Origin of the sequence: Paramicrobacterium humi, from assembly GCF_900105715.1 — a bacterium.
Classification (GTDB): Bacteria; Actinomycetota; Actinomycetes; order Actinomycetales; family Microbacteriaceae; genus Paramicrobacterium; species Paramicrobacterium humi.
The window spans coordinates 2,146,479-2,160,206 of sequence record NZ_FNRY01000001.1; the positions used below are offsets into that span (position 1 = coordinate 2,146,479).

A 13,728-nucleotide genomic window follows, 5' to 3' on the forward strand; every position below is an offset into this window, starting at 1 on the left:
GTCAGGGAATGCTGATGGCTCCGGTTGTCACGGCGTCGTGCAGCGCGTCGCGCCAGTTGCGCATCTCGGGCAGCCCGGCTCGGCTCCAGGCGTTGTGTCCGAGGACGGAGTAGGCGGGTCGGGGTGCCGGGCGGATGAAGGCGGTGCTGTCGGTGGGGTGGATGCGGTCGGGGTCGAGTCCGCATTCGGTGTAGACGGCCCTCGCGAACTCGTACCAGGTGGCGGTTCCGGAGTTCGTGCCGTGGTAGATCCCGGCGGGAGCATCGGATTCGACCAGCAGCCGGATCTGCCGGGCAAGATCTCTCGTCAAGGTGGGCTGCCCGGTCTGGTCGGTGACCACGTCAACGGTGGGGTGGGTGGCGGCGAGGCGGAGCATGGTGGCGGGGAAGTTGCCGCCGTTCTCGCCGTAAAGCCACGCGGTGCGCACGACATACGTTCCGTCCGGATGCGCGGTGAGGGCGCGGCGTTCACCGTCGGCTTTGCTACGCCCGTAAGCCGACACAGGAGCGAGGGGGTGGTGTTCGTCGTAGGGGGTGGTGGCGGTGCCGTCGAAGACGTAGTCGGTGGAGATCTGCACCAGCCGGGCCCCGACGTTTCGGGCGGCGGCGGCGAGGTTCTCAGCCCCGTCAGCGTTGATGCGGTGCGCGGTGTCTTCCTCGGTTTCGGCAGCATCGACGTTCGTGTAGGCGGCGGCATTGATCACCACGTCCATCCCGGCGACCGCCCGGCGCGCATCCTCCGCGTCGGTGATATCCAGTTTGTCGCGGCCCGCGGCGGTGACCTGGTGGCCGGTGAAAGCGTGGGTGAGGTCGGTGCCGAGCATTCCGTTCGCTCCCGTGATCAATACGCGCACGAGCAGTCCTCTCTTATGGTTGCGGTCTGCCAGGGGGGTAAGACGGGCGGGTTGTTAGACTTCCCGGGTGCAGATCCGCGAACTTGATATCCCCGATAGCTATGAAATCACGCCGAAGCAGTTCGGGGATGATCGTGGTGTGTTCCTCGAGTGGTACCGGTTCGACAAACTCGAAGAAGCAACCGGGCGCCGGATCGATCTGAAACAGGCCAATACCTCCGTCTCCAAGCGCGGCACCGTCCGGGGAATCCATTTCGCGGACATTCCGCCCAGCCAAGCAAAGTACGTCACCGCAACTCGGGGGATCGTGGTCGACTACATCATCGACATCCGCGTCGGGTCGCCCACATTCGGACAGTGGGACAGCGTCCGCCTGGACGAGAAAGATCGAAAGGCCGTGTTCGTCTCCGAAGGCCTCGGGCACTGCTTTGTTGCACTTACTGACGACGCGACCGTGTCCTACCTAGTCACCGACACCTACTTCCCCAGCAGAGAGCACGGCATCAACCCGCTGGACCCCGAGATAGGGCTCGAGTTCCCCATCCCAACAGCCGAGCTTCTGCTCTCACCCAAAGACACCGACGCCCCCGGCCTCCTCGACGCACAGGAGCAGAGTCTTCTGCCCACGTGGGAGGCTGCCCGCGCACACTACGCCAGCGTCGCCACACGAACGGAAGGGAACTAGTCATGCGGGGGATCATTCTTGCCGGCGGGTCGGGGACCCGGTTGTGGCCGATCACGAAGGGTATCTCGAAACAGCTGATGCCGATTTTCGACAAACCGATGATCTATTACCCGTTGTCCACCCTGATGATGGCCGGGATCCGAGAGATCCTGATCATCACCACCCCCGAACACAACGACCAGTTCCAAGCCCTCCTCGGTGATGGTTCCGAGCTCGGGATCAGGCTCGAATACGCGAGCCAGCCCTCACCCGACGGGCTCGCGCAAGCGTTCATCATCGGTGAAGACTTCATCGGCGACGACACCGTCGCTCTCGTCCTCGGAGATAACATCTTCCACGGCACCGGTCTCGGCACCGCCCTGCAAGGCCACAACAACATCCACGGCGCCCTCGTGTTCGCCTACCACGTGTCGAACCCGACCGCGTACGGCGTCGTCGAATTCGACGAGAACAACCGCGCCGTCAGCATCGAAGAAAAACCCGAGACCCCGAAGAGCAACTACGCCGTCCCCGGACTGTATTTCTACGACAACAACGTCGTCGAGATCGCAAAGACAATACGACCAAGCGCCCGTGGCGAGCTCGAAATCTCCACTGTCAACGAGCACTACCTCACAGCCGGCACCCTCCAAGTCCAGACCCTCGACCGCGGCACCGCCTGGCTCGACACGGGAACTTTCACCTCCATGATGCAAGCCTCCGAATACGTCCGCGTCATCGAAGAACGCCAAGGACATAAGATCGGCTGCATCGAAGAAATCGCCTGGCGACAAGGCTGGATAACTGACAGCAAACTTCAAAATCACGCGGCAACGCTCGCAAAAAGCGGGTATGGATCTTACCTTCGGAATTTAGCGACCTGACCTGACGGTCCGATGGAACAGAGGCCGCTGCGAGAATAATCGCCAGAGCAGACTTCGAACTTGAGTACATGAGGGGAGAGTCCGCGCTGGGTGCTGATGAATCGAAAATCTTGCCGGCTGAGTTCCGCAAGAGGCGGAAGTGCGCGAGATCTAAAGATTGCGTGCTTGCTGATTTCATGGTCGCAATCTTGCTCACGGGTCATGATTTATCGGCATCCTATTTTCTGACTCTCTCCGGTGGCTCCGCAAATAACCGTGCACTTCGAGCGTAGGGCGAACGCGATATTGCTTCCGTGCGCGCTCAGCTGCAGACTTCGGTATGTCCCCAGAGAAGGGGGATTGTGTCGTCATCCCGAAACGGGAAAAGCCGCAGGGTTTGGCGGTCTAAAGGCTCCCTTTGTTGTTCCTCCGGACGAAATCTAGAGAGCTGCGTTTCACGGTTGCTCAGACCATATGTAACGATGGAGTGTCGCGGTTCTTCCTGGAACGAGATGATCCGCCGGCCGTCAATTAGATCTAGGGGACTTGGTGGAACTTCGCGACTATATTCGGATTCTGCACAAGAACTGGATGCTGATAGTAGCGTGCGTGCTTGTCGGTGTGGCCGTAGCGGCTGCCTACTCGATGATGACTTCATCGAAGTATCAGACCACGACGCAACTCTATGTCTCCGTGCAAGGCGGAGATGCTGCTGGCACAACGGTCGACCTAGTGCAGGGTACAAGCTTCGCGCGTCAAGCCGTGACGTCATATGTTGACGTTGTTGACACGGCGATTGTCCTTGATCGCGTTATCGAAGAACTGGGTCTAAATACAAGTGCCAGCCAGCTAGCGAGCCACGTTTCTGCAGATACCCCAATCAACACGGTGCTCATTAACGTGACAGTAACTGACACTGATCCGAAAACGGCCGCCAAGATAGCGAACAAGATCGGCGAGGTCTTCGCGGACGTCGTCGTGAACAAACTTGAGAAGCCAGCGGGTGATGCGCCGAGCCTTGTCCGCATTGCGACTATCCAACCGGCAGCCGTTCCTGCTGCGCCGGTCAGCCCGAACGTCAGGATGAACATAGTCCTTGGACTGCTGATCGGTCTGGTGGGCGGCGTGGGTATCGCAGTATTGCGGAGCATTCTGGATACAAGGATCCATTCCCAGCATGACATCGAGCAGGTGACCGATAAGCCGCTACTCGGAGGAATCGCTCTTGATCCCGACGCGAAGAAGCGCCCTCTTGTGGTTCACGCCGATCCGCGTAATCCACGAGCGGAGTCTTTCCGCAGCCTACGGACCAATCTGCAGTTTGTGAACGTCGAGGGAGGGCCGCGAAGTTTTGTGGTCACTAGCTCGATCCCTGGTGAAGGGAAGAGCACTACCACTGCGAATCTGGCGATCTCTCTAGCGGAGACGGGTGCCAAGGTTGTCCTCATCGACGGAGACCTCAGATTGCCCAAAATCTCAGAATACATGGGCATTGAGGGGGCCGTCGGCCTAACTGACGTGCTCATCGGCCGAGCGGAGATTGGCGACGTTCTCCAAAAGTGGGGCCGCAGAAAGCTATATGTCCTACCGAGTGGGCAGGTGCCACCTAACCCCAGCGAACTACTCGGTTCAGCGGCCATGGCTCGGCTATTGAAGACGCTGACGGAGACGTTCGATTACGTGCTCATCGACGCACCGCCTCTGCTACTTGTTACAGACGCTGCGGTGGTCTCGAAGCTAACCGGCGGTGCAATTATGGTTGCCGCTTCTGGTCGCACTAAGCGACAAGAACTCGCGAACGCTGTGCGCACGCTTGAAGGTATCGGCAGCAAGCTCGTGGGCGTAATAGTGACAATGTTGCCTACACGTGGCCCCGATTCCTATGCATATGGCCAGTACAGCTACGGCACAACTACCGACCCTGAAAGGTTGCTTGACGAGGAGGAGCGCCAGTCTCCCTCGCGGCGCCGACTTGGGAGGGCCGCGACATAATGTCAGTTCAAATCTTGACAGTATGCTCAGGGAATATCTGCCGATCTCCAATGGCTGAGCAGATACTTCGTGTGCAGCTAGAACCCGTGCATGGGCTGGAAGTCGCCAGTGCAGGCACAATCGGGCTCACTGGCTCGCCCATGGACGAGCGTGCCGCACGTTTGGCTGAGAGGCTTGGTTCGCGAGATGCTGATGCGCACTGCGCGCGCGCGCTAGACATCGAAATGGTGCGCGGATCGAATCTCGTCTTTGCAATGGCACGGGAACATCGCAAGGCTGTAGTCGAACTGCTGCCGCGCGCCGCCCGCAAGACTTTCACCATTCGTGAATTTGCCCGAATTACTTCGTTTCTCTCGAAGGAGGATATCCGGGACATCCTGGAAACCAACGACGACTTGACTGAGCGTTTTGATGCTGCTATAGGGCTGGTGGCGGACGAACGTGGTATGCTCCCGCCTGTAGCGCCAAGCGAGGACGACGTCGTGGACCCATACGGTCGCACTGATGACATCTTCGTGCAATCGGCTGAACAGTTGATGCCGGCGGTCACAGCCTCCGCATCGTTCATTCGGGGCATCGCTTCGGGGGCTGTGGTCTTCCAGTGACATTAGCGGTCCGGCTCTTGTCGTGGTGCACCCACGTGCGCCCGAGAGTTGTTCGGATCGCCGCTGGAGTGGAGGCGACGCATCACAAAGTGGGCGTGCGCGAACCTCCTACTCTCAAGATAGACAAAGGCAACGATGATGCTGCCGGGAATCCAAGCAACCGTGCTGTTGGGGGCGTCTTCAAACGCGAGCCTCATCTACGTGCGGTTCGCGGACGCTTGCCCTGTTGGGCGATTGCCAGAGCGATTGAGTTGGGCTGCGCAAACTAATTCGGCTTGCATGGGCCTAGAAGGCGGCAGGCGATGAACAGATGGGGGCACGAAAGTGAGCATAGTGGATCAACGCAAACTAATACCGGGGGGCCCGAATGGCACGCCGCCGCTCGTCCGATTTGGTTCGCAATTTGTCTTGGACGCTCTAGCTTGGATAGCGGCGATTATTCTTGCGGTGATATTTCGTTTTGAGTTCGGCCTTGTGGATGTCAATTGGCTGGCTGTGCTTGCGCTCGGTGTAATAGCGGCAGGTCTACAATTCTTCGTGGGCTGGGCCTTTGCCCTATACAAGGGCCGGTACACGTATGGAACCTTCGACGAAGTACGTGCGCTTGTATTTGCCGCATTAACAGCGGGCGTCGTCATGTGCGTGCCTACTATCCTGCTGGGCAGCGGCGTAACCGTTCCCCGCAGCACCGTGTTAATCGCTACTCCGATGGCGCTTGTGGGCATGTTTGCGATCCGATACGCGAAGCGACTCTACGTGGAGCATCTCGGGAAACCGGGTGCTGGTGCGCGCCGTACAATCATCTATGGCGCAGGGTATCTCGGCGCAAACCTCGTTCGTAGGATGCTAACGGACTCGAATTCGAGGTACTTGCCGGTCGCGCTAATTGATGACAACCCCAGGCTTTCCAACGCACGCCATCGTGGTGTCCCAGTCATGGGAACCTTCCATGACCTAGGTAAAATTGTCGAGGCAACTGGAGCCACGGAGCTGGTTATCTGCATCGGCAGGGCAGATTCGGTCCTAATCCGCAAGATCTCCGATGCTAGCACCGCAGCTGGCCTTCAGGTCAAAGTCTTACCGGTTCTAGATGAACTGCTTACGGGGAAGAGCCGACTTAGTGATCTTCGTGACATTTCGATTGAAGATCTCATCGGACGCCACCCAGTGGATACCGAGGTGGCGTCTATCGCTGGCTATCTTGAAGGTAAGAGAGTGCTGGTGACGGGTGCGGGTGGCTCGATAGGCTCCGAGCTCTGTCGCCAAATAGCCAAGTACAAACCCGGTGAGCTGATCATGCTCGATCGTGATGAGACTGGGCTACAGGGTGCTCAGATTGGTATCTCGGGGCACGGGCTTCTCGATACCAAGGACGTAGTTCTCGCGGACATCCGTGATGAAGCAGCGCTCACGGCGATATTCGCCGACCGCGCACCTGAGGTTGTGTTCCACGCCGCTGCGCTCAAACATCTTCCCATGCTGGAGCAATATCCCAATGAGGCGTGGAAGACGAACGTAATCGGCACGTTGAACGTCTTGAACGCCGCGCGCGCGGCAGGCGTTAGGACATTTGTCAATGTGTCAACCGACAAAGCAGCCAATCCGACCAGTGCTTTGGGCCACTCCAAGCGAGTTGCGGAGAAGCTAACAGCCTGGATGGCGCAAGAGACGGGGCACGCGTACCTTTCGGTGCGATTTGGGAACGTGATTGGTAGCCGCGGCTCCATGTTGCCTACTTTCACATCGTTAATCGAATCGGGCGGGCCTCTAACGGTCACTCATCCGGACGTCACACGGTACTTCATGACCATCCCTGAGGCGTGCCAATTGGTGGTTCAAGCGGGTGGCATCGGGCGCCCGGGCGAGGTGCTGATTCTCGACATGGGCGAGCCGGTCAGGATCCTTGAGATTGCTCAGCGGATGATTTCAATGTCTGGTAAGAATATTGAGATCGTTTATACGGGGCTGCGTCACGGAGAAAAACTCCATGAGGAACTGATCGGTAACAATGAAACCGACGAACGCCCCCTGCACCCGAAGATTTCGCATGCTCGCGTGAACGGCATTTCCCCCGACCGATTGAGCAAGGAAGGTTGGGAAGCGCGTCTTACGAGCGCGGCAGAAGATGAGGCGTCTCAGAAGTCACCGTGCCGCGACCTGTCGGAGCCATCGACTACATCAGAGGTGCGGACGAAATGAAGAACCGAATTTACATGTCTGCGCCCGATGTCGGCGAGCTTGAAGAATCTTTCGTTGTAGCTGCGATCCGTTCGGGCTGGATCGCACCTCTGGGACCGGACGTGGACGCTTTCGAGAGGGACCTTGCTGAAAGGGTCGGTGTGAGGCACGGTGTTGCGTTAAGCTCAGGTACAGCTGCCCTGCATCTTGGCCTACTCGGACTTGGAGTCAAGCCAGGCGACATCGTGGTTACTTCCACGATGACTTTCGCGGCTACTGCGAACTCAATCGCCTACACCGGTGCGACGCCTTACTTTGTGGATTGCGATCCTTCATCGGGAAATATGGATCCGCGGTTGTTGCGCCAATCATTGGAGTCGTTGAGCGAGGCTGGCGTTAGACCAGCTGCGATCTTGCCGGTCGACCTTCTTGGAAAGGCCGCCAACTATACGGAGATAACACGTATCGCAGAGGAGCACGATGTGCCTGTGCTCTGTGATGCGGCAGAATCGCTCGGCGCAAGCCACAAGGGGAAAGCCGCAGGGTCATTCGGCTGTGCTTCCATTTTTTCCTTCAACGGCAACAAGATCATGACCACATCCGGCGGTGGGATGCTGCTAACGGATGACACGGCACTCGCCGAGCGCACCCGTTATCTCGCTACCCAAGCACGACAGCCGGTCGTGCACTACGAGCATGTTGACGTGGGCTTTAACTATCGCATGAGTAATCTGCTCGCAGCGCTCGGAAGGGCACAGCTATCGCGACTCGACCAAATGATTGCGCGTCGGCATGAAATACGCGATAGATACAGAGACCTTTTTGCGCCCGTCAAAGGGGTAGAAATCTTTGGAGGTGAAGATGACGCCGAGGACAACGCATGGCTGACGTCCATTCTTGTCGACGGGCCCACGACTGGCTGGACGCCGCAGGAGCTTTCCGCGGCTCTCTCCGCCGAAAACATTGAAAGCCGGCCACTTTGGAAGCCGATGCACCTTCAGCCTGTCTTCCGCGATGCGCCGGCGACTCTGAATGGTAGCGCTGAACGCCTATTCTCGACTGGCATGACCCTGCCCAGCGGGTCTGGATTGACGAATGATCAACTAGCGTTGGTCCTGGCGACGATCGCCCGGTTTATCGGTGTGAAGCTTTGAAGAGTGCGTACGACCTTCAGAAGCGATTGCTTGATCTGTTGTTGGCCCTGATTCTGTTCATTCTTACCGTGCCCGTTCAGTGTGTTGTCGCGGTACTGGTTGTCATTACCCTCGGGCGTCCGATTCTATTTCGTCAACCGCGACCCGGTGTCAACGGAGAGATATTCACACTAGTGAAGTTTCGAACGATGCGGCCAGCGCAACGAGGTGAAGGAGTCGACTCCGACGCAGCACGATTAACTCGACTCGGGAAGTTTCTTCGTGCAACTAGTCTTGACGAGTTGCCGACATTGCTGAACGTAATTAGAGGAGACATGAGCCTTGTGGGTCCGCGCCCGTTACTTGAGTCATATCTCACTCGTTACACTGCCGAGGAAATGCGACGGCACGAAGTTAAACCCGGTGTCACGGGTCTCGCGCAGGTAAGTGGCCGGAACTCGCTTTCTTGGACGGACAAGCTTGCGCTTGACGTGAAGTACGTCGAGACGCGCAGCTTCGCGCTCGACTTGAAGATCCTTTGTAGGACTGTCTCTCGAGTTATTTCCAGGTCGGGTGTTACAGCGGACGGCCATGCCACCATGAAAGAGTTCCGCGCCGGAGAATCGGAAGGGGACACGCAGTGAGTGTTCCCTTAGTTGTGGTCGGCGCTGGAGGTTTTGGCCGAGAAGTTCTCGATGTTATCGAAGCGATCAACCGCGACCTGAGCCGTCCCAAATTCTTACTTCTTGGCGTTGTTGATTCGGCACCCTCCTCCGCAAATCTCGCTTGCTTGTCTGCGAGAGGAACCCCGTACTTAGGTACCGAGGATGCGTGGCTGCGTGGCGGCAACTTTGCGGATTTTGTCATTGGTGTCGGAGAACCGTCGATTCGCTCGGCAATTGCAGATCGATGGAACGAAACTGGGCGCAAGAGCCCGATTTTGCTCCATCCCGATGCAGGGGTCGGAAGTTGCACTTCTATCGCTCCCGGTACTGTCGTATGCGCGGGTGCACAGATTTCGACGAATGTTGAACTAGGGGCGCATTCACATGTTAATCCGAACGCTACAGTCGGGCATGATTCCGTACTCGAAGCGTACGTGTCCGTGAACCCAGGAGCGATAGTTTCCGGTGACGTCTATATCGGGGCGGTCTCTTTGATTGGTGCGGGTGCCGTTGTGTTGCAGGGTCGCCGAGTTGGGCGCAACTGCGTGATCGGTGCTTCTGCCTGCGTCACTCGCGATGTTCCATTCAATTCGACAGTCATTGGCGTGCCAGCACGCCAAGTAGGGAGTACCCAATGAAAGTCTTAATCACCGGCGGAGCCGGATTTATCGGCTCTAACCTTGTCCGGTACATACTCAACCGCTACCCCGGAGCGGAGCTGAGAGTGCTGGACGACCTTAGCACTGGACGGTTATCCAATATTGAAGGACTGCCGATCCAGTTCACTCGGGGATCCATTCTCGATTTCGAGCTTGTCCGAGATCTTTGCACTGGAATGGAATCGGTGGTTCATCTTGCGGCGATAGGTAGTGTGCCGCGTTCTGTTGCGCATCCGAGGCCCACACACGAGGCTAACATTTCGGGAACCCTCAACGTTCTAGAGGCGGCTCGCGAGACCGGAACGGCACACGTGATTGTCGCCTCGTCCAGTTCCGTATATGGAAGCAACCCTGCCCTCCCAAAATCGGAGTTCGACTGGACGCGCCCAATGAGTCCCTACGGAGTAAGCAAACAGGCCACGGAGGGATATGCGATTGCGTACAACTTCTCCTACGGTCTGAAGACTCTCGCTTTTCGATTCTTCAACGTGTACGGGCCGCGCCAACTTGCAGATCACGATTATGCAGCCGTCATTCCTAAATTCTTGGATGCTGCTTTGAGTGGCCGCCCATTAGTGGTACACGGTGACGGGCAACAATCTCGCGACTTCACTTATGTGGGTACGGTGTGTGAAGCAATTGTGGATGCGATTGACAGGAAGGTTCATTCGAAGGATCCCGTAAACTTGGCGTTCGGCACGAACACGACCCTCATTGCGCTAATCGACGAGCTCGAGAGGAAGCTATCCGTCGAGCTGCGGATCGAGCATTCCGATCCGCGGGTGGGCGATGTCCGTGCCTCTCAGGCGGATGGTGTCATACTTCGGAAACTGTTCCCAACGCTTCGTCCCACGCCGCTCTCCGTGGGACTCGGAGCCACAATCGACTGGTTTAAGCCGAACGCAGCCCAGGGTTAATTGTGCGTGAGAGGTCGATCTTGCTCGGAGTCACAGCCGACATTTCTCTGACTCTGCTTCGAGGCTTCCCAGAATATCTTGTCGAATGTGGCTGGGAAGTGCATGTGGTCAGCGCTCCCGGCAACAATCTGGAAAGCCTTTCCGTCGTCCCGGGCGTAGCCGTACACCGCATCCCCATGCGCCGTGAGCCCTCACTTGGCTCGGATCTCAAGGCCCTCTTTGAGTGGACCCGACTCCTGCGCCGGGTCCGCCCAACCGTTATGTCTGTTGGTACACCAAAGGCTGCGCTGTTAGCGATGATAGCGGGAGCGCTCGTTCGGATACCAAGGCGAATTTATCTGCTCAGGGGACTGCGACTCGAAACAACTTCAGGGGCGCATCGCGGAATTTATCGATCGCTCGAAACTATGACCGCGCTTTGCTCTCACAAAGTCCTAGCGGTGAGTGCGAGCCTTCGGCGTGAGGCTATCCGCCTCAAAATTGCGCCAGCGGCTAAGGTGCAACTCTTGGGCCTCGGTAGTTCGAATGGTGTTCAGGTCGAGCATTTTGACCCGAGCCATTTTGACCGCGATGAAATTAGCGATCTCCGCGCTAAGTTGAAACTGCGGGCTGACGTTCCAGTGCTTGGATTTGTTGGCCGTCTCAATAAGGACAAAGGGCTTCAGGTGTTGGCCGATGCTCGGGACCTGCTTATCGAGGCCGAACTCGACCATCAGCTCCTTGTCGTTGGCGAGGCTGACGGTGATAGCGACGAGGCCATTAGACGGCTTCTTGAGTGTGGCCGCGCCGCAGCGGTTACCGGCCACGTCGCAGATCCAGCTATGTACTACCAGTTGATGAGCGTGCTCTGCCTGCCGACTCTACGAGAAGGGTTCCCCAACGTCGTACTTGAGGCGGGCGCAGCGGGCATTCCCACTGTTACGACCGACGCCACCGGCGCTCAAGACTCAGTAGTGCATGAGGAGACCGGGTTGATTGCGGAAGTGGGCTCGGCGGCTTCGCTCGCCTCTGCCCTGACAAAAGTGCTTGGCGATGATGAAATGCGAGGGGAGATGGGACGGCGAGCAAGCGCGTGGGTAAATGAGCACTTTCGACGCGAGAGTGTGCACAAGCGATTGCAAGAATACTATCTTGAGCAGGTTGCGAGCGCCCGGACCAGACTATCCACGTGGAATAGGAGTCGTTTGAAGTAATGCCGGACTATCAATTGACGACGGTGACCACGTACGGCCGGAGAGCAGGTAGCGCACGTGTGCGGGTATTTGATTGGATCGACTGGTTAGGCGTTTCAGCCAGGTCCGAAACCTATGTGGACGGCGTGTCAAATAGCGCCTCACAGCTGATCCGTGCACCGCTCAAGCTCGCACTGGCAGAAATGCGACTTCGGCGGCTCGCATCTTCTCCGCCGGCATGTTCCCTGCTATTGTCGCGGCAAGCTAGCCCATTCAGTTCCGGTTCAATTGAAGAGCGGGTGCTGAGGGCCTCCCAGTATGGCGTTTACGACTTCGATGACGCTCTCATGTACGCACCTTCGTCTCTTCCTGGAGGGTGGTGGTCAAAAAGCAAGACTTGGAGACGTTCGGTGCGAGCAGCGGACCAAGTTATCGCGGGCAATAGCATCCTCGCTTCCGAAGCAAGTGAGATGTCTAACAACGTGGTCATGATTCCAAGTTGTGTCGATCCTGGCAAATACCAGCAGAAAGGCACGTGGGAGATCGGAGAAGTGCCTCGCGCTGTTTGGATGGGGTCACCGAGCACGGAGCGTTACCTTGAAATCATAGCCGCGCCGCTGGTCCGGCTAAACCGCACACATGGTTTGCGACTCACAGTGGTGAGCGCTGGTAATGGCCGGCTCGGGGTTCTGGACCCAATAGTCGATCGCGTGGAGTGGACGCCGGAAAGGTACGCAGAAGAGCTTGGCAGAGCCGATTTCGGCATAATGCCACTTGAGGATAGCGCTTGGACTCGCGGCAAATGCGCTTACAAGCTTCTGCAATACGGTGCTGCGGCGTTGCCGGTGGTCGGAAGCCCGGTCGGGGCGAACGAGAACTTTCTGGCCGATGCTCATGGGTTTGCTCCTATCGGCGATGATGAATGGTTTGAAGCAATAGAAGAACTCCTCTCAGAATCTTCTGCTTCGCGAGAAGCGCGGGGCAAGCGAGCACGCGAAACTGTTGTTAAGGGATATAGCTATCACGCTTGGAGCTCAGTCTGGAAACGCGCGGTCCAGATCGGTGATTATCGCTAAGCGAGCACTTGAACAGATCCTGGGCGCGTTAGCTCGGCGAGTTGTGACCTGACAGAGTCGCTTCGTACTCGGAGTCCTTCCGGCTGGCCTGTCGCCGTGCGTGCCGCGAGTTCTAGAAGTGCGACGGCGATGGTGGCCATTCTTACCGCGCGTGACACGCCGTAGTGTTTGCGAAGAAAACGTACCCGACTTACACGGGCGACCGAGTATGCGAGAGCTGAGACGGATGCGGAGCTAGCGCCGCCAACATGAATACCCCACTCTTCGGACACATACACGCATCCGCCTATGGCAGCCGCGCGCAGGCAGATGTCAACGTCCTCATAATAGAGTTCGAACTGCTCATCAAATCCTCGTAGGGCGTTGAAATGATCGACGCTTATGCCTAACAGAGCGCCGTCCACCTGTCCCACATCCAGACGAGCGCCTTCGGGCGTTTGTGAGGGCGACAGGGACTTGGACATGTATGCTCGGCTACCAACCATCGCCTTCATAGTCTCGCGACGCCAGTTTGCTTGCGGGCGCACATTGACACTTAGCGGGTGTGCTGGCGATCTTAGCCTCCCGGTCACTATCGCGGATCTTGTGCTCTCGAGGTGCGTGACGAGAGCAGCCAACGGACGCGAGAGTTGCACGTCAGGATTTACGAAGAAGTAGTGAGTGGCACCTTGTATGGCTGACGCTCCTTCATTGCATCCTTTGGCGAACCCAAGATTCTTGCCAGGATCGAGATACCTCAATCGACTGTCATCCTTCGCACGCTCCAGCACCACGCGCCGTGAATTGGCGCTCGATGAGTTATCAACTACGACGACATCCGAAACCTGCGGATCCAAGAGTGCGCCGGAAATACAGCCGTTGAGTAAGTTGTCCGAGTTGAACGCAACAATTACCACTCCAATGCGCACAGCGCTGCCCTTTGGGAGCCTATTCATTCTTTGGTTACCTACC

The 13,728-nt window shown here is 57.5% G+C and carries 13 protein-coding genes; 11 read left to right on the forward strand and 2 right to left on the reverse strand.

What is annotated here, in order from left to right; translation table 11 throughout:
* Position 1: 1 nt before the first annotated feature.
* Positions 2–853, reverse strand: coding sequence for a dTDP-4-dehydrorhamnose reductase (rfbD, locus tag BLV49_RS10685; protein WP_091183813.1), 852 nt, complete (start codon positions 851–853; stop codon positions 2–4).
* 67 nt (positions 854–920) lie between these two features.
* Between rfbD and BLV49_RS10690 the strand changes: the two genes are divergently transcribed.
* The 11 genes from BLV49_RS10690 to BLV49_RS10745 all read left to right on the forward strand — a co-directional run bounded on the left by BLV49_RS10690 (position 921) and on the right by BLV49_RS10745 (position 12,777).
* Positions 921–1,538 (forward strand): dTDP-4-dehydrorhamnose 3,5-epimerase family protein, encoded by a 618-nt coding sequence (locus BLV49_RS10690; protein ID WP_091183815.1) that lies wholly within the window; start codon positions 921–923, stop codon positions 1,536–1,538.
* A gap of 2 nt (positions 1,539–1,540) precedes the next feature.
* Entirely contained in the window at positions 1,541–2,401 is an 861-nt protein-coding gene (rfbA, locus tag BLV49_RS10695) for a glucose-1-phosphate thymidylyltransferase RfbA (RefSeq protein WP_091183818.1), read from the forward strand.
* A 528-nt stretch (positions 2,402–2,929) separates the two neighbouring features.
* Positions 2,930–4,372 (forward strand): tyrosine-protein kinase domain-containing protein, encoded by a 1,443-nt coding sequence (locus tag BLV49_RS10700; RefSeq protein ID WP_091187217.1) that lies wholly within the window; start codon positions 2,930–2,932, stop codon positions 4,370–4,372.
* Positions 4,372–4,977 carry an arsenate reductase/protein-tyrosine-phosphatase family protein gene (locus BLV49_RS10705; protein WP_091183822.1) on the forward strand — a complete coding sequence of 202 codons (606 nt, stop codon included), beginning with the start codon at positions 4,372–4,374 and terminating at the stop codon, positions 4,975–4,977. Before BLV49_RS10700 ends, BLV49_RS10705 begins: the two co-directional genes overlap by 1 nt.
* Before the next feature lie 333 nt (positions 4,978–5,310).
* The gene (locus tag BLV49_RS10715) at positions 5,311–7,176 is read left to right on the forward strand and encodes a nucleoside-diphosphate sugar epimerase/dehydratase (protein WP_245723616.1); all 1,866 of its coding nucleotides are present in this window, start codon (positions 5,311–5,313) and stop codon (positions 7,174–7,176) included.
* A complete protein-coding gene (locus BLV49_RS10720; RefSeq protein ID WP_091183829.1) occupies positions 7,173–8,309 on the forward strand; it encodes a DegT/DnrJ/EryC1/StrS family aminotransferase in 1,137 nt (378 codons plus the stop codon). Before BLV49_RS10715 ends, BLV49_RS10720 begins: the two co-directional genes overlap by 4 nt.
* Complete coding sequence (locus BLV49_RS10725; RefSeq protein WP_091183832.1) at positions 8,306–8,932, forward strand: sugar transferase; 627 nt, start codon at positions 8,306–8,308, stop codon at positions 8,930–8,932. The genes BLV49_RS10720 and BLV49_RS10725 overlap by 4 nt, the downstream gene beginning before the upstream one ends.
* A 14-nt stretch (positions 8,933–8,946) precedes the next feature.
* Positions 8,947–9,591, forward strand: a complete 645-nt coding sequence (locus BLV49_RS10730) for a NeuD/PglB/VioB family sugar acetyltransferase (protein WP_245723711.1) — start codon at positions 8,947–8,949, stop codon at positions 9,589–9,591.
* Positions 9,588–10,529, forward strand: coding sequence for an NAD-dependent epimerase/dehydratase family protein (locus BLV49_RS10735; protein WP_091183839.1), 942 nt, complete (start codon positions 9,588–9,590; stop codon positions 10,527–10,529). Before BLV49_RS10730 ends, BLV49_RS10735 begins: the two co-directional genes overlap by 4 nt.
* Positions 10,530–10,633: 104 nt before the next feature.
* Positions 10,634–11,722: a glycosyltransferase family 4 protein gene (locus BLV49_RS17440; protein WP_176980818.1), complete on the forward strand. Its 1,089-nt coding sequence runs from the start codon at positions 10,634–10,636 to the stop codon at positions 11,720–11,722.
* The gene (locus BLV49_RS10745) at positions 11,722–12,777 is read left to right on the forward strand and encodes a glycosyltransferase (protein WP_091183846.1); all 1,056 of its coding nucleotides are present in this window, start codon (positions 11,722–11,724) and stop codon (positions 12,775–12,777) included. The genes BLV49_RS17440 and BLV49_RS10745 overlap by 1 nt, the downstream gene beginning before the upstream one ends.
* Here BLV49_RS10745 and BLV49_RS17445 read toward each other — a convergent pair.
* Positions 12,774–13,712 carry a glycosyltransferase gene (locus tag BLV49_RS17445; RefSeq protein ID WP_091183849.1) on the reverse strand — a complete coding sequence of 313 codons (939 nt, stop codon included), beginning with the start codon at positions 13,710–13,712 and terminating at the stop codon, positions 12,774–12,776. The two genes, BLV49_RS10745 and BLV49_RS17445, sit on opposite strands and share 4 nt — an antisense overlap.
* Between the last annotated feature and the right edge of the window lie 16 nt (positions 13,713–13,728).